Genomic DNA, 23427 nt, shown 5'->3' on the forward strand with positions numbered 1-23427 from the left:
ATGAAAAGAAAGATAAACCTCATTGAAGCGGCAATGAAATTTCCGCAGGTGCCCATAGCGATTACCGTTATCATGGTGCTTGCAGGGTTGATTTCATTAATGACGATGCCGAGAAGTGAAGACCCCCGTGTAACAGTTAGACAGGGGCTTGTCGTGGCCTTCTATCCCGGAAGTGACGAAGAGCAGATAGAAAAAGAAGTAACCGATAAACTGGAACAATACCTGTTCGGTTTTGAGGAAATAAAAAAGGAAAAAACGCATTCAGAAAGCAAGCCTGGGCAGGTAGTTGTAACAGTCGAGTTGCAGGATTATGTAAAAGACACGAAAAAATTCTGGAACACCTTACAGCATGGATTAGATGCCAATATGCCCTTGATCATGCCCCGAGGCGTACAGGGACCGTATGTGAACAGCGATTTCGGCGATGTAGTCGTTCAGATGATAGCTGTATCAGCGCCCGGTCGTTCTTATGCACAGTTGGAAAACTATCTGGATGAACTGGAAGATGGTATAAAAACCATACCGCAGGTTTCCAAAATAAAGCGTTATGGTGGTCAGAAGCAACAGATATTTATCACCCTTCGTGAAGATGTTTTAAAACAGTACGGTTTCGGTATCAACGAAATCACAAAGACATTAAGCCAGCAGAATGTAACCATTCCAAGCGGCGATATTGAAATTGACAAAAACCGTTTTCTCATTTTCACCGATGCTCAGTATCAGAATGAAAATGAAATCGGGAACCTGATCGTATATAGTTCCCCGCAGGGCAGCAATATCCGTTTGCGTGATATAGCCAAAATAGAGAGACGATACGAAGACCTGAAAAGTAAAATTACCGTTGCCGGAAACGATGTAATGATGCTGACCGTGGAAATGCAACCCGGACAGAACATTGTTGATCTGGGCAAGGCATTGACACAGAAAGTCGCCGAAGCAAAAGAGATCCTGCCATCGGATGTTCAGGTCAACACCATTGTTGATCAACCCCAGGTAGTTGATATGAACTTAGGCCATTTCTTCATTGAGTTTGGTATTGCCATTGCCTCCGTGATATTGGTCGTTATGCTGTTGCTACCATTCAGGATCGCAACAATTTCAGCGATTGCGGCACCGGTTACTATTGCGGTAACTTTTGCTATCCTTAACCTGCTTGGCATTGAAATGCACCAGGTGAGTTTGGCTGCTATGATTATCGTACTGGGGATGGTGGTAGATGATGCCATTATTGTGGTGGACAATTACATTGAGAAAGTGGATGAGAAAATACCATCATGGACTGCCGCATGGCAGAGTGCCACACAGCTAATGGTTCCCATCTTTACCGCAACCCTTACCATCGTCCTTTCTTTCCTGCCGCTTGCATTTACGCTTACCGGACTGACAAGGGAGTTTGTGCAATGGATACCCATTACGGTAAGTATTGCCTTAGCAGTTTCATTCCTTGTTGCCTTGTTCCTTACACCTTACATGTGTTACCACTTCCTGAAAAAAGGATTGAAAAAACACGATGCCGACAAGCCTAAAAAACGCAATTTCTTAGACAGGATGCAGGATGGTTTCGACAGGGCAATCGAGTTCTGTATGAAATGGCAGAAAACTACATTGGTAGCGGGATTGATAATATTCTTCCTGTCGTTTGTAGTCGGAAGCCAGGTAAAAACCGAGTTTTTCCCGATTGTAGAAAGAAACCAGTTCAACCTTGAATTATGGATGGACAACGGTACGAACATCCACGAAACAGAAGCAGCAGTTAAAAAGATAGAAAAGGAAATTGCCGGAGATAAACGCATTGTAACCACGGCAAGTTTTATCGGTACAAGCTCACCTCGTTTCTACTCGACTTATGCGCCGGAACACCCAAGAGAAAACTTTGCGCAGATATTTATCAATACTGTGAGCAAAGATGCAACCTCAGCAATGATAGATGAGTACGTTCAGAAATTCAACAACTACCTACCGAACGGATATGTACGTGTTAGGCAGTTAAGTAAAAAACAACAGCCTGCACCCATCGAGATACGTGTGATTGGTAAGGATATTACCGAGCAGAAAAAGGTAGCGAAACAAGTGGCGGCAATATTAGAAAGCACCAAAGGCGCAAACTGGGTACGTACCGATTACCAGAAAGATTATACAGCCCTGAAAGCAGTTGTAAAAGAAGATGTAGCCTTACGTTTGGGCATTACCAAAGCGCAGATCGCCCAGGCCTTGGGTGCTAAGATAAAAGGTTATCCAGTATCGCAGATGTGGGAGGGCAATAAAGCGATTGATATTGTAATGAGAACAGACGAGGCAGACCGTGAAAACTTAGATGCTTTGGGCAATATGTACATTACCTCATCATTCGGCGCTAAGGTTCCTTTAAAGCAGGTGGTAGATCTGCAACCATCCTGGCATACCGGAGCTATTGTACACCGTAACGGATTAAGAACCTTAACCGTTTCTTCCGAAGCCCAATTGGGTAGAAAACCCGCAGAGGTATTTGCAGAAGCACAGCCCAAAATTGACAGTCTGATACTGCCTAAAGGAATAAAGATCGCTTATGGAGGTGAGTACGAAGACGGATTGGAAAGCGGCCCCAAAATGGGTAAAGCCTTTATGATAAGTTTTGTGCTGATATTCCTGGTTCTGCTATTCCAATTTAAGCGTGTTGGCAAAGTATTCATTGTACTGGCATCATTCCCGTTGAGTTTGCTCGGGGCAATGTTGGGTTTGTTCCTTACAGGATATGAGTTCGGGTTTATGGCAATTATCGGTATTACGGCCTTGTTGGGAATTGTAGTCCGAAATGGGATTATCCTGGTGGATTATGCCGACGAACTGGTACGTGATCACGGCCACAGCATCAAAGATGCAGCACTTTTTGCGGCAAAAAGAAGAATGCGCCCAATCTTCCTTACTTCTATGGCTGCAGCCATAGGATTGATACCATTGATGTCAAGCGGTTCGCCTGAATGGGGGCCGATCTCAAGTACGATCTCCATCGGGATCCTGGTATCAATGGTTACAACCCTATTTATCGTTCCGGTATTATACGGCAGGTTTGTAAAACCGTCGAAAAAACCTTTGAATGAACAAATACACGAGAAGTATGATTTTCCGCACGAAAATTAACCGACAAAAAAGAGAAATTATGTTACAGAGAAAATATAAAACATTCGTAAAGGTTTTTGTTTGTGCCTTTGCTGTTTTACAGGGCACAGGAAACCTGTTTGCCCAACAGCAACTGACACTTGCAGAAAGCAGGGAATTGGCTTTAAAAAACAATAACAGGATCGGCAAAGCCAAAGAAGAGGTGACTGCCAGCAAATCTGAAAAACTAATTGCCGATGTGGCGGGCAGACCTAAACTGGATGCATCAGCCACTGCATTTTACTTTGGTGAACCGTTAAACAAGATGCTTCCTGAATATGGCCTGGCACCAATGGTGAGCGTTACCCAACCGATCTATACGGGAGGAAAGATCAAATTCGGTAAGCAATTGGCAGAAGCCAATATCGAAATGAACAATGCCGGGCAGCGCCTGGTAGAAGACGAAGTATTATTGGGTACCGAAACAGCTTACTGGCTGGTAGTACAGGCAAAGGAGGAAATCAAACTGGAGCAACAGGTAAAAAAACAATTGGCCTCACACTATACGTTCCTGAACAATCAGTTTCAGGCAGGTTTGATTTACAAAAATGATGTATTGCGGGCAAAGGTGCTCCAGAATGAAAATGAAGCCCGTTTGCAGGCGGCAGAAAATAAACTCGCCCTGGCAAAAAGAAGACTGAGCCAATTAATTGGGATGGAAGCGCAAACAGACTTTGATGTAGCGGACACTTTTAACACAGGCACGTTTTCAAAGCCGGGAATTTCGGAAAACACCAGTGCTGTGCGGCCTGAAATTGATATGGCCAACAATGCGGTTAAAATGAGTGAACTCACCAAGGGTATGCTCAAAGCCGACCTGAAACCTACTGTTGGTTTGGCCCTTAACGGATTGGCTGCCTTTGGAAAACAGGGCATCAATTTTGGCGACCCTGCAAAAAACAGTATGCTTACCTATTTTGGAATGTTAAGTGTGAAAATCCCTGTTTTCGATTGGGGAAGCAGACGTGAAAAAGTAAGACAACAGGAAGCCAGTATACGTTCATCTGAATATGGCCTGAAAGAATTGAAAAGCCAGATCAGTGTGGAGATTGAGCAGGCAACGCTTAACCTGCAATTGCAGGCTAACAACATTGATTTAATGCAGGCTTCATTGACTGAGGCTGATGAAAACCTGAAATTAAGCAATGACCGCTTTAAAGCAGGAACCATCACCGGTGAAGATGTACTGATCGCAGAAACACTTTGGCAAAAGGCATACAGTAGTATGCTCGATGCAAAGGTCCGGTATAAAATTGCAGACGCTATATATCGAAAAGCTACCGGGCAAATTAAATAAGGGGTTAACAGATCCTCTAATGCTGATATAGAAAGACAGAATAAATGCAGGGGCAAAAACTGCCCCTGCATTTTTAATAGGAATTAATGCTGAAATGATACAAGAACAAACTACCGATAATCAGACCGGAATGGTAGTGATACCAGATATTTCGGGCTTTACAGATTTCGTTATCAAATCTAACATGTTTGTTGGTAAATACATTACTGAAAGCCTGCTGAAGACCATAATGGACAGCAATATACTATCCCTGGAAATTTCAGAAATTGAGGGGGACGCCATACTTTTTTTCAAACGCAGTAACCTTCCTACGTTTGAAGAAACTTTGGTGCAGATAGAACAGATGTACAATAATTTCAAAAAAGAATTAGAGCGCCTGTCAAAGCAGTTAGCTATCGAAATCCCCTTATCGTTAAAAACAATTGTCCATTATGGCGAATTTACTACTTATAAAATTGGCAGGTTCGAGAAGCTCTACGGGGCACCAATAGTAGAGGCACACAAAATGCTTAAGAACCATATTGCCCAACATCCGCCTTACGCGCTGTTCTCTGATGCCTTTTTAAAAGCCAATTTCGACCATCCGGCAAAATCGACCGTAGAATACGACAATTGTGAGGATTGTAAGTATTTGCCTGAAATCGGTTATATACACTATCTCTAATACAGTAAACAGTAAAAGTCATAAATCTATCAAAGAAAATTACAAATTTTTAAAGGGCAGCTTCTATAATTTTACATTGGTATTAATAGCCGGATTTTAAACCGCCTCAAAAAGATGGACGCCTTAGAAGAAAAATTAATCAACAGGAGTATCAAGCCTACATCCGTTAGGCTGTTAATCTTCAGGACAATGTCTGAATTTGATAGGGCATTCAGCCTTACCGATTTGGAGACAGAACTGGAAACGGTCAATAAGTCTACTATTTTCAGGACATTGAGCTTGTTTCACGACAATCTCCTTATCCATACCATTGATGATGGTTCAGGTTCCGTGAAATATTCCATCTGCAGTGATACCTGTATGTGTACCATTGGTGATTTGCATGTTCATTTTAACTGCAATCGTTGTAAGAATACTTTTTGTCTCGAAAGTATAGCCATACCATCTATTCAGCTACCCAATAAATTTTTGCTGGAGAGTATCAATTTCGTAATGAAAGGAATGTGTGCTGAATGTTCAAGGTTCGTAAAAGCAAGGTGACTTTTTTTACGCTTATTCATGAATTTAAACCCGGTTCCTTGGTATAGCTGTTCGCATTTGCAACCAGGTTCCCAAAAACTACTGATAATTTTGCTGTGTAATTAAACAAAATCACTATGGCAATCAAAAAACATATATCGGCAATTGCGGATGACGCTTACAAAAGCGACACTCAGTTTGAAGTGATAAGTTTTGAATGTGCTTTGCCCGACAAAAAAACAGTAACCGATTTTACAGCGGCATTACATGCACATTCAATACACCCGATAGCAAGTAGTGTTCTCAAATTTCTACCGTCAATTACTTCATCTGATTACCAGGTCGAAAGGTTTGAAGAGTTACCGGGGCACGGCATTAAAGGATTTGTGAATGGACACGAGGTAATCATCGGGAATATATCGTTGATGAACCTCTATGACTTTTATTATGATGAAAGTCTGAACGAGTTGCAGGAGCCTGTAATCATCGTTATGATTGACGACAGGTATTCGGGTTGTTTCATACTGTTGAAAATATCGGATGACTAAAATTCATTAAGAAAGCATTGCAATTTTCATCGTCGTTAAGGGGTTAGTCGAATAGAAAATAGAATAATGATTCGTCACATTAGGATATACCTTTTTTATAAATTTGTATCTATATAAATAGGTAGAATCCCGACCAATTGAAATTTAAAATTTAGAAGTGAAAATATTTATATTCATATTTAGTGTTTATATGTTGGGGTTGGCAATACTCCCTTGCAGCGATGCTTTTTATGAATGTATGAGCAACAGCAACCGTATTAAGCAAACAACGCAAACCGCAGAACACAACCATAAAAAGGAACACAAAGATTTTTGTAGTCCGTTTTGTTTATGCCAATGTTGTGGCACAATTGCCGGGGCTACTTTGAATTTCAAAACTCCCGAAATTCAAATGGTGAAATTTCATTTAGATGACAAACGAAAAGTAAGTCCCCATTACAGATGCAAATCTTTATTCCCAATACTACGGGAACATCTGGCAACCGCCAAAGATTAATATTTAACAAATAACTGTGTAATTCTTTCATCACATCACTTGCACCAAGTGTATGTAATGTCCTTGTGCGCCATCATTTTCTTAAAAATGACAAGTACAGGTTTGTATAAACATTAATAAAAATCTCAAATGTTAGATAATATAATCAGGTTCAGTATTAAGAACAAAATCGTTATCGCAATAATGACTTTGGTTCTTATCATTTGGGGCGTATGGAGTGCCTCCAAACTGCCGATTGATGCAGTACCCGATATTACCAATAACCAGGTACAGATCATCACGGCTTGTCCTACTCTGGCAGGACAGGAAGTGGAACAGTTGGTTACTTTCCCTATTGAGCAAAGTATCGCCAATATTCCCGATTTAGAAGAAACAAGAAGTATTTCGCGTTTCGGGCTTTCTGTAATTACCGTAGTCTTCAAAGAAAATGTAAATATCTACTTCGCAAGGCAGTTGGTCAACGAGAAACTAAAGGAGGCGGAAGAAAAAATACCGAAAGGTATAGGTACGCCCGAACTTGCTCCTGTCAGTACAGGGCTTGGTGAGGTATATCAATACATCATCCACCCAAAAAAAGGAAGTGAGCATAAGTATAATGCAAAGGATTTGCGGACAATGCAGGATTGGATTGTCGCACGCCAATTATATGGTACTCCTGGCATTGCCGAAGTTAACAGCTTTGGAGGTCAATTGAAGCAATATGAGGTTGCAGTAAATCCTGACCGTTTAAGAGCAATGGGCATAAGCATTCCCGACATATTTAATGCACTCGAAAAAAACAATCAGAATACTGGCGGTGCTTATATAGACAAGAAGCCGAACGCTTATTTTATCAGGGGAGTTGGTTTGGCAACCTCTTTAGAAGATATTAAAAATATCCCTGTAAAAATTACGGGACATACCCCCATTTTTATTAAGGATATAGCTGACGTGCGCTATGGAAGTGCAGTACGTTACGGCGCATTGACCTACAACGGCGAAGTTGATGCCGTTGGTGGCGTGGTAATGATGCTGAAAGGCGAAAACAGTAACGAGGTGGTAAAACGCATAAAGGAAAAACTACCGACGATTCAAAAATCATTGCCCGATGATATTACCATTGAACCATACCTGGATCGTACCGAATTAGTGGCCAGAGCAATGAGTACAGTAGAAAAAAACCTGATTGAGGGAGCTTTGATTGTGATATTTGTATTAGTACTGTTCTTAGGAAATCTAAGAGCCGGACTAATCGTTGCATCGGCTATTCCATTGGCAATGCTATTCGCTTTGGGAATGATGAATGTATTTGGTGTTAGTGCCAACCTGATGAGCCTGGGAGCAATAGACTTTGGTTTGATTGTTGACGGAGCCGTAATCGTGGTTGAGGCAACATTGCATCACTTGGGATTACGAAAGTCTACCAATAAGCTTACGCAAGGCGAAATGGATGAGGAAGTTTTCTTATCCGCCTCGAAAATTAGAACCAGTGCCGCATTTGGTGAAATTATTATCCTTATCGTGTATATCCCGATTTTGACGTTGGTAGGTGTTGAGGGTAAAATGTTCACGCCGATGGCGCAAACCGTAGGTTTTGCCATATTCGGAGCATTGATATTATCGCTGACTTATATCCCAATGATGTGTGCTTTGTTCCTGCCCAAAAAAGGACACGATAAGCCTAACTTCAGCGACAGGTTTATGGAGAAACTGCAAGGCATTTACCAACCCTTGTTCCAGAAAGCCATTAAAGTGAAATATTGGTTGGTCGGCGCTACTACTGCGGTATTTGTTATAGCTGTTATCCTTTTCAGCCGAATGGGCGGCGAGTTTATTCCGCAATTGCAAGAGGGCGATTTTGCTTTTCACTGTATTCTCCCACAGGGAAGCTCACTCAATCAGAGTATAGAAACTTCGATGCAGGCATCACGTATTCTGAAACAATTTGACGAAGTAAAAATGGTAGTTGGGAAAACCGGAGCAGCCGAAGTTCCGACTGACCCGATGCCCCCGGAGGCTTCGGATATGATGATTATACTGAAACCGCAAAGCGAATGGAAATCCAAAAAGAGTTACAATGAACTGGGCGATGAAATGATGGAAAAGTTATCCGTTATTCCAGGTGTTTTCTTTGAGAAAAACCAACCGATACAAATGCGTTTCAATGAATTGATGACAGGTATCCGTCAAGACGTTGCCGTTAAGATTTTCGGGGAAAATATGGATACGTTAAGTGTTTACGCCAATAAGGTAAGCGAAGTAGTACAGCAGGTAAAGGGAACCACAGCTCCGCAGGTGGAGACAGTTGGCGGCTTGCCACAGATTAACATCGACTATGACCGTACCAGGATGGCAAATTACGGATTGACCATACAAGAAGTAAACGATATTGTAAGTACTGCCTTTGCTGGTAAAGCTGCCGGAGTAATTTACGAAAATGAAAGACAGTTTGACCTTGTAGTGCGGCTGGATAGTGTGCACAGAAGCAGTATTGAAGACGTAAAGAACCTGATGATACCAACCAATACAGGGTTTCAGATACCCTTATCACAGGTAGCTGATGTTAATTATAAACTGGATGCAGCACAAATCAGCCGGGAAGCCGGGAAACGCAGAATTGTAATTGGGTTTAATGTTACCGGGCGTGATGTGCAGAGTGTTGTTACAGATATTCAGGCACAGCTTGCCCAAAAAGTAAAGCTGCCGACAGGATATTACTTTACCTACGGTGGACAGTTTGAAAACCTGAAGGCAGCCAGTAACCGATTGATGATTGCCGTACCAGTATCACTGTTGATGATTTTTGCACTGCTTTATTTCACGTTTCGCTCCTTTAAGCAGGCAGGATTGATTTTCACTGCAATCCCAATGAGCGCCATCGGCGGGGTTTTCGCTTTAATGCTTCGGGGAATGCCTTTCAGTATCAGTGCGGGTATCGGCTTTATCGCCCTGTTTGGTGTAGCCGTATTGAATGGTATCGTATTGATCGGCACATTCAATCAACTGAAAAAAGAGGGTTGGGACGATGTTATCAAACGAACTATCGAAGGTACAAAGATCCGTTTACGTCCCGTACTGATGACAGCAACCGTAGCCTCGTTAGGTTTCCTGCCTATGGCTATCAGCACCAGTGCCGGTGCAGAAGTACAAAAGCCATTGGCAACGGTGGTAATCGGAGGATTGATAACCGCTACATTCCTTACCCTGTTTGTACTGCCACTACTCTATATCATTCTCAATTCAAAAAGGAATAATCTTAAAGGTCCCAATAAAATGAAAGTAACCGTAATTGCTCTTTTACTGAGCATCGGAAGTATGACCACTGCCAATGCCCAGGAAAGAATAAGCATAGATAATGCGATCAACACAGCATTGCAAAGTAACCAACAGGTCAATGTCAATAAATCGCAAATTGAAGCTGCAAAATTCAATGTAAAGACTGCTAACGATATACCAATGACACAGGTATTTGCGGAAAACGAAGATTTGCGGCCATCGGACAAAACAGGTATATTAAAAATCGGACTTACGCAAAGTATTGCGTGGCCCGGCTTATATGCTGCCCGTAAGGATTATTTAAAAGCTCAGCTTAAATATTCCGAAATGAATACTGAGGTAATGAATGCCAACATCAGGAAAGATGTAAGAACCGCTTATTATCGGTTGTGGTATTTTCAGGACAAAAATCTATTGCTGAAGAGCCTCGACAGTATCTATACCAATCTCTTCAATACGACACAGGTTCGGGTAAAGACGGGCGATGTAGCAAAGCTTGACCAGATTGCGGCAGATGCCCAGCTTAAACAGCTAAAAGCCTATGTGGAGCAGAACAGCAAGGAAATTGTGATACAGCAACAGCAGCTAATGGTTCTGCTCAACCGCAATGAATGGTTGCTTCCAACCGCTGCACCTTTAGGTAAACTACAAGCGGACCTGTATGACGAAAATAACCTACATCCCGTATTGCAGTTGCAGCAGCAAAATGTAAACGTAGCAGCAGCAAATATTAGAGTACAGAAGAACAGCAATCTTCCTGGATTTTCAGCAAGGGTTTTCAGCCAGAGATTATACGGCATGTCAGATCCTTTCACGGGATTCTCCGTTTCTGTAGGCTTTCCTTTGTTTGGTGCCAGTGCTTACAAAAACAAAGTAAATGTAGCTAACAAGGAAAAAGAAGTGCAGGAAAATTTATTATCCTATCAGACACAGGTAATGGTAACAGAAAAGAAATCGGCCGTTGCAGAAATGGAAAAGAATGTAGCTCTTTTGAACTTCTATGAGACATCAGGGCTGCAACAGGCAAGGGATATTACCGAAGCGGCATCGCAAAGCTATCGTTCTGGAGAAATCAGCTTTGCTGAACTAAGCCAGTTCCTGACGCAGGCGATCAATATCCGTCAAAACTACCTGGATGTTCTAAACAGTTATAATCAGTCGGCAATTCAATACAATTACCTTAATAACAAATAAGATGAATAATATATCGAAAATATTTTTGGCAGCAATCTTTGCAGTTTCCCTGACCGCGTGCGGAGATAGTAAGAAAGAGGAAAGCGCGGATGGTGACAACCACAAACATAAAACGGAAGAAAAAGCCGAAAAAGCGCATAGCGAGCCGGAAGCCGAAGAGGGTTCAGCTACAGTTGCGGCACTTACGCCCCAACAGATTGAAGCCGTAGGCATTAAATATGGCGTAGTGGAAATGAAGGAATTAACCGCCACCATAAAGGCAAATGGTATTTTGAGCTTGCCCAACAACAGTAAGGCAAATGCAACCTCATTATACGGTGGCGTAATCCGAACACTGAATGTACAGATTGGGGACTATGTTCGAAAAGGACAGGTTATCGCTACTATTGCCAATCCGCAGTTTATACAATTGCAGGAAGAATACCTGACCATTAATAGCAAAATAACCTTTGCCGAACAGGAAATGCAAAGGCAAAAGGATCTGAATGCAGGTAATGCAGGAGCAATGAAAAACCTGCAAAACGCAACCGCCGAACTCAATGCATTGAGAACCAGAAAAGCATCTTTGCATCAGCAGATACAGTTAATGGGTATCAATCCAAATACGGTCAGTAACAGTTCCCTTAAATCCTCTCTGGTGGTAACAAGCCCCATTAGCGGAGCTATCAGCAATGTGTACGGAAAAATCGGAAGCTATGTAGACGTTTCTTCGCCGGTGGCTGAAATTGTAGATAATAATTCGCTACACCTGCACCTTAACATATTTGAGAAAGATCTGCCTATGCTCAAGGTCGGGCAAACCATTCATTTTACCCTCACCAACAATCCGGTAAACGAGTATGATGCTGTGGTATATGGTATTGGTTCCGCATTTGAAAATGAAAGCAAGACTGTTCCCATACATGCCCGTGTAAAGGGCAATATAAAAGGGCTGATTGACGGAATGAACATCACTGCAATCGTTAGTCTCAATAATGTTCTATCTCCGGCAGTTCCAAACGATGCCATAGTAGACGCAGATGGCAAAAAATACATCTTTGTTATTACCAACAAAAAACCGCAGGAAGCTGAAGAAGAAGGTCACGGACACAGCCACGACGATGAAAAGACACCTCATAAAGAGGAAGTCGCAAATACTGTAAACTTTGAAAAAATTGAGGTCATTGCTGGTGTTACCGAAATGGGATTTACAGCCATTACTCCGGTAAATGAGATCCCCAAGGATGCCAGGATTGTTACGAAAGGCGCATTTTTCATCAATGCGAAATTATCAGGTGGTGGCGGAGACGCTCATGCACATTAGAGTCATATAACAGATACTGGTTGGTTGTTTATAAGCAATCAACCAGTCTTCAAGTAAAAGAATTTCGCTAAGACAGTTGCTGCTTTGCATTTGCAACCAAGTTCCCAAAACGACTGGGTAATTTTGTCTTAGAAATAGAAATAAAAACAATTTTTAGATATGTCAAAAATATGTTGCAGTACAGACAATAGTCTGAACCTCGTAAATAAAAAAGAGCATAAGCATAAATATGATACACAGGGAAATCAACTGTGCTGTTTGAGAACAGAAAAGATTTATAAAAATGCAGGAGCATCAGATTTGCTGAAAGATGCTAATCATAACGATGATGGACACGGACACGCTGACGGCGATAGTTGCAGTAAATCCAATGTTCAACATTGTGACGATGACCATAGCAATCATAATCACGACCACGGGCACGATCATCACGGACACGATCATCACGGACACAGCCACGGCGATGACCACGACCACAGCCACGACATTGAGGGCAAAACCGCGTTCCAGCTATTTACGCCTGCGGGTATATCTTTGGCTCTGTTGCTGGTAGCCATTGGTTTTGATAATTACCTAACCCAAAACTGGTTCACAGGTTGGGTTAGAATAGCCTGGTATGTTATAGCTTATATCCCTGTCGGATTGCCGGTCATCAAAGAAGCTATTGAAAGTATCCGCTACAAAGATTTCTTTTCAGAATTTTTCTTGATGGTAATTGCTACAGTCGGTGCGTTTGCACTCGGCGAATATCCAGAAGCAGTAGCTGTAATGCTGTTTTATTCCGTAGGAGAAGTATTTCAGACCATTGCCGTATCAAGAGCCAAAGGAAACATTAAGGCCCTGTTAGACCAACGTCCTGATGAGGTAACGGTGATCAGAGACGGAAAACCTATGGTAATAAAAGCTGAAGATGCCAATATCGGTGACGTTATCCAATTAAAGCCGGGCGAAAAATTAGGATTGGACGGTGAGTTGATTTCAGAAAATGCTTCGTTCAACACAGCAGCCCTTACCGGAGAGAGTAAACCTGACACAAAAAACAAAGGCGAAGTTGTATTGGCAGGTATGATCAACCTCAATACCGTAAGCCAGATAAAAGTAACAACCGATTATTCAGATAGTAAATTGAGCAGGATTTTGGAACTGGTGCAGGATGCCACATCGCAAAAAGCACCAACGGAGTTGTTTATCCGTAAGTTTTCAAAAATATATACTCCGATAGTGGTCTTTCTATCTGTCGCCATTACCTTATTTCCTGCACTTTTTGTAGATAATTATGTATTCAGCGAGTGGTTGTACAGGGCACTGGTATTTTTGGTAATCTCTTGTCCTTGTGCTTTGGTAATCTCCATCCCGCTGGGTTATTTCGGTGGTATCGGTGCAGCGAGCCGAAACGGCATCTTACTAAAAGGTTCTAATTTCCTGGATATTCTCGCCAAAGTAGAAAACGTAGTGATGGATAAAACAGGTACGCTTACCGAGGGCGTTTTCAAAGTGCAGGAAGTCTTTATTAGACCTGAGTTTAATAAAGACGAAATCCTAAACCTTGTCAATGTATTGGAAAGCCAAAGTACGCACCCGGTGGCAACGGCAATCCATAATTATTGGGGAGAGGTTGATAGCAGCGTGCGGTTAGAAAATATTGAAGAAATAGCCGGACACGGACTAAAAGCCATCGTCAATGGTAAGGAGCTTTTGGCAGGTAATTTCAAATTGCTCGATAAATTCAACGTTAGTCACGATGCAGATACGGCAAACCTCGTTTACACGGTAATTGCAATAGCTTATGGTGGAAAATTTGCCGGGTATTTAACCATTTCGGACAGCATTAAAGTGGATGCAAAAGCGGCGATAGAAAAGCTGCGTAAAATGGGCGTAAAAACTACCATGTTAAGTGGTGATAAAAATACCGTTGTACAATACGTTTCGGGTCAATTGGGAATTGATAATGCTTATGGAGATCTATTACCCGAAGACAAGGTTGATAAGGTAAAAGAAATTAAATCCCGCAATGGCAGCGTTGCGTTTGTAGGCGATGGTGTGAATGATGCCCCGGTAATTGCGTTGAGCGATGCAGGTATCGCGATGGGCGGTTTAGGAAGCGATGCAGCCATTGAAACAGCCGATGTAGTGATACAGGACGATATGCCATCCAAAATACCAATGGCCATTAACATCGGTAAGCAAACCAAAAAAATCGTATTCCAAAATATTGCTCTGGCATTCGGTGTAAAAGCGATTGTACTTATACTTGGTGCAGGCGGATTGGCTACAATGTGGGAAGCCGTATTTGCCGATGTAGGTGTAGCCTTACTGGCAATTCTTAATGCCGTGCGAATACAAAAAATGAAGTTTTAATTGTCAAGTTGGACTGCCGCCGGATTATTCTTGCGGCAGTTTTGTTTAATCGTAAATGATTTGATAGATGGGTAAACAACAATCACCGGCTTCGCTAAGCGAAATACATAATTCAGTAGATACTACCGCCCCTGGTAAATCCCGTTGGCGGAGGGTACTCGCTTTTTTTGGCCCCGCCTATCTTGTCAGTGTCGGTTATATGGACCCAGGCAATTGGGCAACGGGATTGGCGGGCGGTAGTCAATTCGGATATTCATTACTATGGGTTTTGGTAATGAGTAGCATTATGGGTTTATTGCTCCAGAGCTTATCGGCAAGGTTGGGCATCGTCCGCAACAGGGATTTGGCACAGGCAAACCGTGAAACCTACCCTAAGAAAGTAAACTTTGTACTATACATACTTGCAGAAGTTGCTATTGTTGCCACAGATCTGGCTGAAATATTGGGTATGGCGATTGGCTTGCAGTTGCTTACGGGAATGCCTTTGATTTGGGGTGTTGCCATTACTGCATTAGATACATTCCTGCTGATGGCACTGCAAAAATGGGGAATGCGTAAGCTCGAAGCCTTTGTCATCGGTTTAATATTCGTTATCGGAATGTCGTTCCTTGTACAGATATGGGTAGCTGATCCCAATGTTGGGGAAATTGCGACAGGACTGATACCGCACATTCAGAATGATGCTGCATTGTATATTGCTATCGGTATTATCGGGGCTACGGTAATGCCACATAACTTATATCTGCACTCCGCACTGGTGCAGACACGTAAATTTAACCGCGATGATGCCAGCATCAAAAAAGCAATCAGGCTCAATTTTTGGGATAGTGCCATTGCTTTGAATATGGCATTGCTTGTCAATGCAGCGATATTAATCCTTGCTGCTACGGTTTTTTACAAAACGGGACGTTCTGACGTGGCAGAGTTGAAAAAAGCTTATGAACTACTACCACAACACCTCGGAAGCGGTTTTACGGCAAAACTTTTTGCCGTGGCATTGATAGCCGCAGGACAGAGTAGCACCATCACGGGTACACTTGCCGGACAAATCGTAATGGAGGGTTATCTACGCTTCCGAATGAATCCCTTGTTGCGAAGACTTATTACGAGATTTTTAGCCATTGTTCCGGCAGCCTTGGTGATCCTTGTCAACGGCGAGAATAACGTGGACAGCTTGCTTGTCTTTAGCCAGGTGGTGTTGAGTATGCAGTTGGGTTTTGCGGTAATTCCCCTTATCCATTTTGTAAGCGATAAAAAGACAATGGGCAAGTTTGCCATTAAGCCCCTGATCAAAATATCCGCTTGGGTTATAACCATTGTATTGGTTTACCTCAATTCCAAACTATTGTTAGAAGAAGCCGTCAGCTTTTTTGCAACTTCGGGCAATATCGTTTGGAAAGGATTGATCATTTTAGGGGGGATTGGTTTTGTAATCTTGATGGCTTACACCACTTTGTATCCATTATTCAGCCGAAAAGCGTTCTGTGAAATAACGCCACACGACAAACCCGAACCGTTGCGATTGCAATCTCATGTTCCATTGACAAGAATTGCTATTACAGTCGATTTCAAACAGCTTGACCATAAGGTTATCAACCACTCCATCACACAAGGAGGGAAAAATTGTATTTATACGCTTATACACGTTGTAGAAAGTGTTGCCTCAGCCTCACATTTTCACGATAGTACGGATGAGGAAACGATAAAAGACCGTGAATTTCTGGACGAATATGCCAGGCAGTTGCAGGAAGATGGCTATCATGCAGAAGCGAAACTAGGCTTTGGAAAAACAGCCGAGAGCATTGCCCAAATTGCACATCAGTCCAGTGTAGAGCTATTGTAATGGGAGCTCATGGTCACAAGGGATTAAAAGATCTATTGTACGGCGCAACCATAAATCAAGTCAGACACTTAGTAAAAGTCCCGGTGTTGATTATTCCGGCAGTATAAGTTCAGTAAAAGGTGCTATAGAAGTAGCTTTTGGAGAGGCTATGCACCTATAACCATTAGCCGCTTTATTTGTTAACTGTTAAATGTATATTATGAAAAATAGACTAAATTGTTGGAAGTGTGTACTGTTGTTGTCCTCGCTTCTCGGATTGCTAATTCAAATCTAACATAAAGATTACTGAATATAAAAATGACAGATGTTTCCATCTGTCATTTTTGTTTTATTAATATTTTCTGCAACCTACACATTAAAAAAGTCAAGGAAAGTATAAGCGTAGCTTTAAAATAAGTAAAATGTTTTGGTGGAATAAAACGCTGTACTACAACTTATTAAATCGACGATGATTTTTGTGTAAATACGAGTGCTACCAGATAAAAATGTGTCTAGCCCCATAGCCAAAAGAAATAATTTCCTAACTTTGTTCAGTTGGAAAATCTGAGTAAACATATCGGTTTTGTCATTTTATTGTGTTTGGCTTTTTTCTTGTTGCCAGACACAAGCTATGCTTGTACTAAAAAAGTAGCGAAGACAGAGCAAAAAACCTGCTCAAAAGACCAATCTTCTACAGCGGAAAAAAAAGACTGCTGCAAAACAATGTCCTGCAAAAAGGGCAAACATCACAATGATTGCGGCGGAAAATGTAAGAACTGTTCTTGCGGTTGCATCAATTCCGTATCTTCCTTAAACCTGCATATACCTCTTGGTATCGTAACCGAGAATTATTTTGCAGAAGTCAAAAAGAAGAAATTTGACTTTAGTCCAGCCTATTATTCTTCAGGCTATTTTTCCATCTGGCAACCGCCCAAAATAGGCTAAAAATAGTGGCTTGACAGCCATAGTTACGCCCAGTTGAAAACTAATTTCGTTTTCGCTGATTATCTATTCCATAATAATTTAAACATTTAAAAATGAAATCAATATCAAAGGTATTGATGGTAATTGCTGTATTACTATCAGCCATAAGCAGCTTTGCACAAATCAAAAATGTAAAAACAGAAACCGTTAAAATATACGGTAACTGCGAAATGTGTAAAAAGACAATTGAAAATGCAGGGACTGTAAAAAATGTAGCTACGGTAGAATGGAATAAGGATACCAAAATGGCTACGCTAACATACGATGATAAGAAGACAAGTCAGAATGAAATTCTTGAACGCATTGCCCGTGCAGGATATGACAGCAAAGAATTTCTAGCTCCAGATGATGTATATGCAAAACTTCCTGAATGCTGTAAATACAAAAGAGAACTGCATCCAGGTATTACCATAAAGCAGGCTTCTAAAGGGATGGATATGAACATGGATCATAGTCAGAAAACACCCGCCGGAGAGGAACATAGTAACCATTCAGGCATGAATATGGAAAATGCCCCGTCAACTAAAAATGCCGACCAGTTGCAGCCATTGTTCAACAGTTATTTCGATCTGAAAGATGCCCTTGTCAAAACAGATGCAGGTACTGCGGCCGCAAAGGCAAAAGAACTTCTTTCCGCCATAAAAGCGGTAGAAATGGGTAAGCTGGAAAAGGAACAACACAACACTTGGATGAAGGTAATGAAAGATTTGGAAACTGGTACGCAGGCTGTTTCGCAAACAAAGGATATAGAAAAGCAGCGAAAATCATTTGCCATGCTTTCAGAAAAAATGTACCTGTTGGCTAAGGTATTCAAACTTAGCGGAACGGTGTATTACCAGCATTGCCCCATGTACAACAATGGATCGAACTGGCTGAGTAAAAGCAAAGAAATCAGCAATCCTTTTTATGGAAATAAAATGTTGACTTGCGGAAGTACAACTGAAACATTATCTGTCAAGTAAAATCACGAATTATGGAAAATATGAAAAGCAAACACGGAATGGAGCATTCGTCAAAGGCAATGTATAAACGTTTTGCGATCATGGCAGTTGCCATGTTTGTAGCCATGTACTTTATCATGTATGCTATGATAGATGGGTGGCATAATCTGTATTTGAACATCAACAACCTGTATATGACTTTACTCATGACAGCCGCCATGCTACTGATCGAACTCATAGCGATGAAAGGCATGTACACCAGTAAAAAGCTGCATACAGTTATAATTCTGCTATCTGTCGGAGTTGGCCTCTTCTCCTGGGTTGGTATCCGGGAGCAGATTGGTGTTGGTGACAAGCAATTTGTAAAAGGGATGATACCCCACCATGCGGCGGCTATACTTATGTCGGAGAAAACAAAGCTCACCGACCCCGAACTGATTAAACTCCAGCATGACATCTTAGAAGCGCAGGCTAAAGAGATTGAGCTCATGAAGCGTAAACTGCTGGAATTTGAAAAGAAATAGACCTTACCTGCAAAAGAAACAATCTAATACCAAATGAATTTAAAAATGAACAAAATGAACAGGATAAACAAAATACTTTTTTTAGCACTGATTACCTTGATGGTGTCATTTGCTACAATCTCTTGTAATAACAATTCGGCAACTCGCAATGAAAGCGGACAGGTTACAGATTCGGCTAAGCAATCATTAGCAGATGAAAAGGATAAAGGCAACACAAAGCCCTTAATCGGTAAGACTGACACCTTTTCTATCGCACAGATCATTAAGGATTATCTTTCACTCAAAAATGCCCTGGCATCTGACGATGACAAGGCCGCAGCCACCGCTGGGAAAACGTTACTGGCTACTTTTAACAATGTAGATATGAAAACCATTCCCTCCGATAAACACAAAGAGTACATGGATATTGCGGATGATGCAAAAGAAAATGCCGAACATATTGGAGACAACGCCGGAAAGATAGACCATCAGCGGGAGCACCTGGCATCGTTAAGCAAAGACGTTAACGACCTTATTTCTTTGTTTGGTACTCCACAAAAATTGTATCAGGATTATTGCCCGATGTTTAACGACAAAAAAGGCGCTATATGGCTAAGTGAAACAAAGGAGATAAAGAACCCGTACTACGGTGCCAAGATGTCCACTTGTGGCTCTGTTCAAAAAGAGCTTAAATGAAAGGAAGGGTAAAAAATGTTCTGCTTGTTTTGATTGCCCTCGTTATACTTATGCAATTTTATCAACCAGCCGTAAATAAAACAGTAACAACTGCTGATAATGTCGATTTTATCACCATGTATTCACCACCCGCTGATGTGGCTGAAACTTTGAGGATGTCCTGTTTTGACTGTCACAGCAATAATACTAATTATCGCTGGTATGATTACATACAACCTGCAAGAACCTTAGTTGAAAGTCACATACAATCAGCTAAGAAAGAATTGAATTTTGATGAGTGGGGAACGTATTCACAACGCAAGCAGGAGCGGTTGCTGATGTCTATCAAGAGCCAGATAGCAGATAAAAAAATGCCTTTACCCTCATATACCTGGATACATAAGGATGCTAAACTGAGTAATGACGAAGCAAACAGACTGTTAATCTGGCTGAAAAAGCTGTAAAGAAAGATGATAGGTAGGCGAAACAGTAAATATCATAAATCAAACAAGGAATATCACAAACAGATTAGCGCATTACCTGCCGAACTTTGTGTCAACAAAAACAATTAAAAGTTCGAGACAATGGAAAGCAAAAATCTTCAATTTAAGACAAACCTTAACTGCGGTAACTGTGTAGCAAAAGTACAGGCAGATTTGAACAGCGCTAAAGGTATCTGCGAATGGAACGTTGATACCACAAACATTGATAAAATCCTGACTATAAAAGCAGAGGGCATTACTGAGGACGAGGTAGTCGCAATCATAAAGAAAAAAGGTTTTAAAGCTGAGCCTATTTCAGAATAATACAATCAGCTATTCACTAATATTAAACGGATTAAATAATGAAAAAATTAATAGTAGCAATAACCGTAACGTTGTTTGGATTTTCTGCCTATGCGCAAAATACCAGCAACCTGCTGAACAACTATATCAGCGTAAAAAATGCTTTGGTTAGCAGTGATAGTAAAGAGGCAGGCACCGCTATTTCAGCATTGAACGAAGCCGTAAAAAGCGAGGATAATTTTTCACAGAAAGCTGACCTTTTGAAAGCAACCGAGAAATTAAGCAAAGCTGGCGACAACCTTGAAAAGCAAAGATCTGCTTTCAATGAAGTGTCTACGTTGATGTGGAAACTGGTAAAATCATCCGACAAAGTAAATCAACCGGTTTACTACCAGTATTGCCCAATGAAAAAAGCATACTGGTTGAGCAAGGAAAAGGAAATTAAAAATCCTTATTATGGTTCATCAATGCTTACCTGTGGTAAAGTCGCAGAAACTAAATAATCAACCTGCAAGGCATTGCTCACTGGGCAATGCCTTTTAATATTTATAATCAATGCGGTTTTTAAAATGGATAATCAAAAATATTTTCACAAAAAGCTGTTGTCGCTAAGCTTCTTCGCATTTTTTACAGTACAGGTAAGTTTTGCTCAAAAGGTAGTTCATTACGACCTGTATGTAAAAGACACACTTGTAAACTATGCTGGCAAAGAAAAAAGGGCAATTGCTGTAAATGGGCAAATCCCAATGCCAACCCTGGAATTTACAGAGGGTGACACGGCTGAAATAGTACTGCATAACCAGTTAAAGGAAAGTACATCCTTGCACTGGCATGGCTTATTCTTGCCTAATAAAGAAGACGGTGTACCGTATCTCACTCAAATGCCCATTGAACCGGGCACAACCTATACCTACCGTTTCCCGATCATTCAGACAGGTACACACTGGTATCATTCACATTCCGGTTTACAGGAACAGATCGGCATGTATGGCAGCTTTATCATGCACAAAAAAGCGGGTGACAAGTCTTTTAGGAAAGGTATTGATGACCTTCCGGAATTACCTATTGTCCTAAGTGAATGGACGAATCTTAATCCCAATAATGTGCATCGCATGCTCCATGCTGCCAATGACTGGTTTGCCATTCAGAAAGGTGCTACACAAAGCTATACGGAAGCCATCAGGAGCGGTAATTTTAAGACGAAGGTCAAAAACGAATGGAAACGTATGACGGCAATGGATGTCAGTGACGTTTACTACGACAAGGTATTGATGAACGGTCAACATATATCTGAACTGAAAAGTGCAGGTGGCAAACAACTAAAAGCTGGTGATAAAGTGCGACTGCGTATCTCCAACGGAGGTGCGTCTTCCTATTTTTGGTTGCGTTACGCCGGAGGCCCGATGACAGTAGTGGCCAGTGACGGTAATGATGTCGTGCCAGTTGAAGTTGACCGTCTGATCATTGCTGTATCTGAAACCTATGACGTAGTGGTCACTATCCCGGCAGATGGTGTAGCCTATGAATTTATGGCTACTACGGAGGATCGTACACAATCGACGAGCTATTTTATCGGAAATGGTATCAAGCAGTTGATCTCCCCGCTACCAAGGTTAAAATACTTCGATGGTATGAAGATGATGAATGACATGATGAAAATGAACGGCGATCTGGATGATATGGGCATGAACATGAGCTGGAACCAGATGGATATGAACGTGGTGATGTATCCTGAAATAACGGGTGATGCAGCCAATGACCGTAATAAAGAATTAGAAGGCGATCCTAACAGGTATAATGCCAATGCACTGGGAACGATCAAAACGCTTAACTACGCCATGCTGGAGTCGCCAAGTAATACGAAACTTCCTGCTGATGCTCCTGTTCAAGATATCAAATTCACTCTTACAGGCAATATGAGCCGCTATGTGTGGAGCATGGATAACCGTGTACTTACAGAATCGGACAAAATACCCGTTAAAAAAGGCGAGATATTAAGGATTACGCTTTACAACAACTCCATGATGCGCCACCCAATTCACCTGCATGGTTTTGATTTCAGGTTGCTGAACGGTAAAGGTGATAAAGCGCCGATGAAGAATATCATCGACATTATGCCGATGGAAACAGACACCATCGAATTTGAAGCGAATACGGAAGGTGATTGGTTTTTCCATTGTCATATTCTTTATCACATGATGGCAGGTATGAACCGGGTTTTTGCTGTGGGGGATTATAAAAATCCTGAATTGCCTGATAAAGCGATGGCATATAAAATGCTTCAGCGCGAAAGTAATATGCCGCATTTTATGGCGCAGAATGATTTTGCCAGCAACGGTAATGATGGTGAAGCCATGTTAATGAATGCAAGGTGGAACCTGGGCACGGAATGGCGCTTAGGTTATAATGACATGCATGGTTACGAAGTGGAAACACACCTGGGAAGGTTCATTGGTAAGATGCAATGGCTGATGCCATTTGTGGGCTTTGACTGGCGTTATCGCAAGATGGGAATGGACGAACATGAGAAAAATATTTTTGGACAAAAGAACGAGAAAGATACCCGGCGAGCCGTCAGCCTCGGTGTGATGGCTACGCTCCCGATGCTGGTGAACTTCCAGGCAGAGGTTTATCATGATGGTATTGTCCGGCTTTCGTTAATGAGAGAGGACATTCCCATCTCGAAACGTTTGAGAGGCGATTTTATGGTCAATACAGATTTTGAATATATGGCTGGTTTACGCTATGTTATTACGAGAAATATAGGTATCAGAACACACTATGATAGTGATATGGGCTTTGGTGTCGGGCTTTCCCTTAATTACTAAAATAATGTATCATTATTATTGAAAGGTCGTAGCTGAGGCTATGACCTTTTTGCTTTTACAATGCAGACCAAATCAGTAAACCTCACAAATCAAACAAGAAATATCACAATAGGAAAACCA

General features: G+C 41.5%; 19 protein-coding genes. All 19 read left to right on the forward strand.

Annotation, left to right across the window (positions count from 1 at the left end):
* The 19 genes from J2Y60_RS07770 (at position 1) to J2Y60_RS07855 (ending at position 23307) form a co-directional block, all read left to right on the forward strand.
* Positions 1-3117, forward strand: a complete 3117-nt coding sequence (locus J2Y60_RS07770) for an efflux RND transporter permease subunit (RefSeq protein WP_309915764.1) — start codon at positions 1-3, stop codon at positions 3115-3117.
* 19 nt (positions 3118-3136) lie between these two features.
* Entirely contained in the window at positions 3137-4432 is a 1296-nt protein-coding gene (locus tag J2Y60_RS07775) for a TolC family protein (RefSeq protein ID WP_309994582.1), read from the forward strand.
* 94 nt (positions 4433-4526) lie between these two features.
* Entirely contained in the window at positions 4527-5096 is a 570-nt protein-coding gene (locus tag J2Y60_RS07780; protein ID WP_309915769.1) for a DUF2652 domain-containing protein, read from the forward strand.
* Between the two features lie 114 nt (positions 5097-5210).
* The gene (locus J2Y60_RS07785; RefSeq protein ID WP_309915771.1) at positions 5211-5636 is read left to right on the forward strand and encodes a transcriptional repressor; all 426 of its coding nucleotides are present in this window, start codon (positions 5211-5213) and stop codon (positions 5634-5636) included.
* Between the two features lie 116 nt (positions 5637-5752).
* The gene (locus J2Y60_RS07790) at positions 5753-6163 is read left to right on the forward strand and encodes a hypothetical protein (RefSeq protein ID WP_309915775.1); all 411 of its coding nucleotides are present in this window, start codon (positions 5753-5755) and stop codon (positions 6161-6163) included.
* Between the two features lie 157 nt (positions 6164-6320).
* Positions 6321-6659: a DUF6660 family protein gene (locus J2Y60_RS24765; protein WP_409014213.1), complete on the forward strand. Its 339-nt coding sequence runs from the start codon at positions 6321-6323 to the stop codon at positions 6657-6659.
* A gap of 129 nt (positions 6660-6788) precedes the next feature.
* Positions 6789-11108, forward strand: a complete 4320-nt coding sequence (locus tag J2Y60_RS07795) for a CusA/CzcA family heavy metal efflux RND transporter (protein WP_309915778.1) — start codon at positions 6789-6791, stop codon at positions 11106-11108.
* Between the two features lies 1 nt (position 11109).
* Positions 11110-12411, forward strand: coding sequence for an efflux RND transporter periplasmic adaptor subunit (locus J2Y60_RS07800; protein ID WP_309915780.1), 1302 nt, complete (start codon positions 11110-11112; stop codon positions 12409-12411).
* Positions 12412-12570: 159 nt separating this feature from the next.
* Entirely contained in the window at positions 12571-14769 is a 2199-nt protein-coding gene (locus J2Y60_RS07805) for a heavy metal translocating P-type ATPase (protein WP_309915784.1), read from the forward strand.
* Between the two features lie 67 nt (positions 14770-14836).
* A complete protein-coding gene (locus J2Y60_RS07810; protein WP_309915786.1) occupies positions 14837-16612 on the forward strand; it encodes an Nramp family divalent metal transporter in 1776 nt (591 codons plus the stop codon).
* Entirely contained in the window at positions 16612-16719 is a 108-nt protein-coding gene (locus J2Y60_RS07815) for a universal stress protein (RefSeq protein ID WP_309915789.1), read from the forward strand. The genes J2Y60_RS07810 and J2Y60_RS07815 overlap by 1 nt, the downstream gene beginning before the upstream one ends.
* A gap of 427 nt (positions 16720-17146) precedes the next feature.
* Entirely contained in the window at positions 17147-17536 is a 390-nt protein-coding gene (locus J2Y60_RS07820; protein WP_309915792.1) for a hypothetical protein, read from the forward strand.
* 92 nt (positions 17537-17628) lie between these two features.
* On the forward strand, positions 17629-18537 hold the full coding sequence (locus J2Y60_RS07825; RefSeq protein WP_309915794.1) for a DUF3347 domain-containing protein: 909 nt from the start codon (positions 17629-17631) through the stop codon (positions 18535-18537).
* An 11-nt stretch (positions 18538-18548) separates the two neighbouring features.
* Positions 18549-19040, forward strand: coding sequence for a DUF305 domain-containing protein (locus J2Y60_RS07830; RefSeq protein ID WP_309915797.1), 492 nt, complete (start codon positions 18549-18551; stop codon positions 19038-19040).
* A 54-nt stretch (positions 19041-19094) separates the two neighbouring features.
* Positions 19095-19715, forward strand: a complete 621-nt coding sequence (locus tag J2Y60_RS07835; protein ID WP_309915799.1) for a DUF3347 domain-containing protein — start codon at positions 19095-19097, stop codon at positions 19713-19715.
* Entirely contained in the window at positions 19712-20158 is a 447-nt protein-coding gene (locus J2Y60_RS07840; protein ID WP_309915802.1) for a heme-binding domain-containing protein, read from the forward strand. Before J2Y60_RS07835 ends, J2Y60_RS07840 begins: the two co-directional genes overlap by 4 nt.
* Before the next feature lie 120 nt (positions 20159-20278).
* A complete protein-coding gene (locus tag J2Y60_RS07845) occupies positions 20279-20500 on the forward strand; it encodes a cation transporter (protein WP_309915806.1) in 222 nt (73 codons plus the stop codon).
* Positions 20501-20538: 38 nt separating this feature from the next.
* Positions 20539-20982 (forward strand): DUF3347 domain-containing protein, encoded by a 444-nt coding sequence (locus J2Y60_RS07850; protein ID WP_309915809.1) that lies wholly within the window; start codon positions 20539-20541, stop codon positions 20980-20982.
* A 66-nt stretch (positions 20983-21048) separates the two neighbouring features.
* Positions 21049-23307: a multicopper oxidase domain-containing protein gene (locus J2Y60_RS07855; protein WP_309915812.1), complete on the forward strand. Its 2259-nt coding sequence runs from the start codon at positions 21049-21051 to the stop codon at positions 23305-23307.
* Positions 23308-23427 lie beyond the last annotated feature (120 nt).

Origin of the sequence: Arcicella sp. BE140, assembly GCF_031456255.1 — a bacterium.
GTDB lineage: Bacteria > Bacteroidota > Bacteroidia > Cytophagales > Spirosomataceae > Arcicella > Arcicella aquatica.

What these genes read in the sequence shown, in the direction of transcription:
- J2Y60_RS07815 (WP_309915789.1), top strand. Translation starts at nt 16,612, where the DNA reads ATGGGAGCTCATGGTCACAAGGGATTAAAAGATCTATTGTACGGCGCA.
- J2Y60_RS07845 (WP_309915806.1), top strand. Translation starts at nt 20,279, where the DNA reads ATGGAAAGCAAAAATCTTCAATTTAAGACAAACCTTAACTGCGGTAAC.
- J2Y60_RS07790 (WP_309915775.1), top strand. Translation starts at nt 5,753, where the DNA reads ATGGCAATCAAAAAACATATATCGGCAATTGCGGATGACGCTTACAAA.
- J2Y60_RS07855 (WP_309915812.1), top strand. Translation starts at nt 21,049, where the DNA reads ATGGATAATCAAAAATATTTTCACAAAAAGCTGTTGTCGCTAAGCTTC.
- J2Y60_RS07795 (WP_309915778.1), top strand. Translation starts at nt 6,789, where the DNA reads ATGTTAGATAATATAATCAGGTTCAGTATTAAGAACAAAATCGTTATC.
- J2Y60_RS07775 (WP_309994582.1), top strand. Translation starts at nt 3,137, where the DNA reads ATGTTACAGAGAAAATATAAAACATTCGTAAAGGTTTTTGTTTGTGCC.
- J2Y60_RS07810 (WP_309915786.1), top strand. Translation starts at nt 14,837, where the DNA reads ATGGGTAAACAACAATCACCGGCTTCGCTAAGCGAAATACATAATTCA.
- J2Y60_RS07825 (WP_309915794.1), top strand. Translation starts at nt 17,629, where the DNA reads ATGAAATCAATATCAAAGGTATTGATGGTAATTGCTGTATTACTATCA.
- J2Y60_RS07800 (WP_309915780.1), top strand. Translation starts at nt 11,110, where the DNA reads ATGAATAATATATCGAAAATATTTTTGGCAGCAATCTTTGCAGTTTCC.
- J2Y60_RS07850 (WP_309915809.1), top strand. Translation starts at nt 20,539, where the DNA reads ATGAAAAAATTAATAGTAGCAATAACCGTAACGTTGTTTGGATTTTCT.
- J2Y60_RS07840 (WP_309915802.1), top strand. Translation starts at nt 19,712, where the DNA reads ATGAAAGGAAGGGTAAAAAATGTTCTGCTTGTTTTGATTGCCCTCGTT.
- J2Y60_RS07835 (WP_309915799.1), top strand. Translation starts at nt 19,095, where the DNA reads ATGAACAGGATAAACAAAATACTTTTTTTAGCACTGATTACCTTGATG.
- J2Y60_RS07830 (WP_309915797.1), top strand. Translation starts at nt 18,549, where the DNA reads ATGGAAAATATGAAAAGCAAACACGGAATGGAGCATTCGTCAAAGGCA.
- J2Y60_RS07805 (WP_309915784.1), top strand. Translation starts at nt 12,571, where the DNA reads ATGTCAAAAATATGTTGCAGTACAGACAATAGTCTGAACCTCGTAAAT.
- J2Y60_RS07780 (WP_309915769.1), top strand. Translation starts at nt 4,527, where the DNA reads ATGATACAAGAACAAACTACCGATAATCAGACCGGAATGGTAGTGATA.
- J2Y60_RS07770 (WP_309915764.1), top strand. Translation starts at nt 1, where the DNA reads ATGAAAAGAAAGATAAACCTCATTGAAGCGGCAATGAAATTTCCGCAG.
- J2Y60_RS07785 (WP_309915771.1), top strand. Translation starts at nt 5,211, where the DNA reads ATGGACGCCTTAGAAGAAAAATTAATCAACAGGAGTATCAAGCCTACA.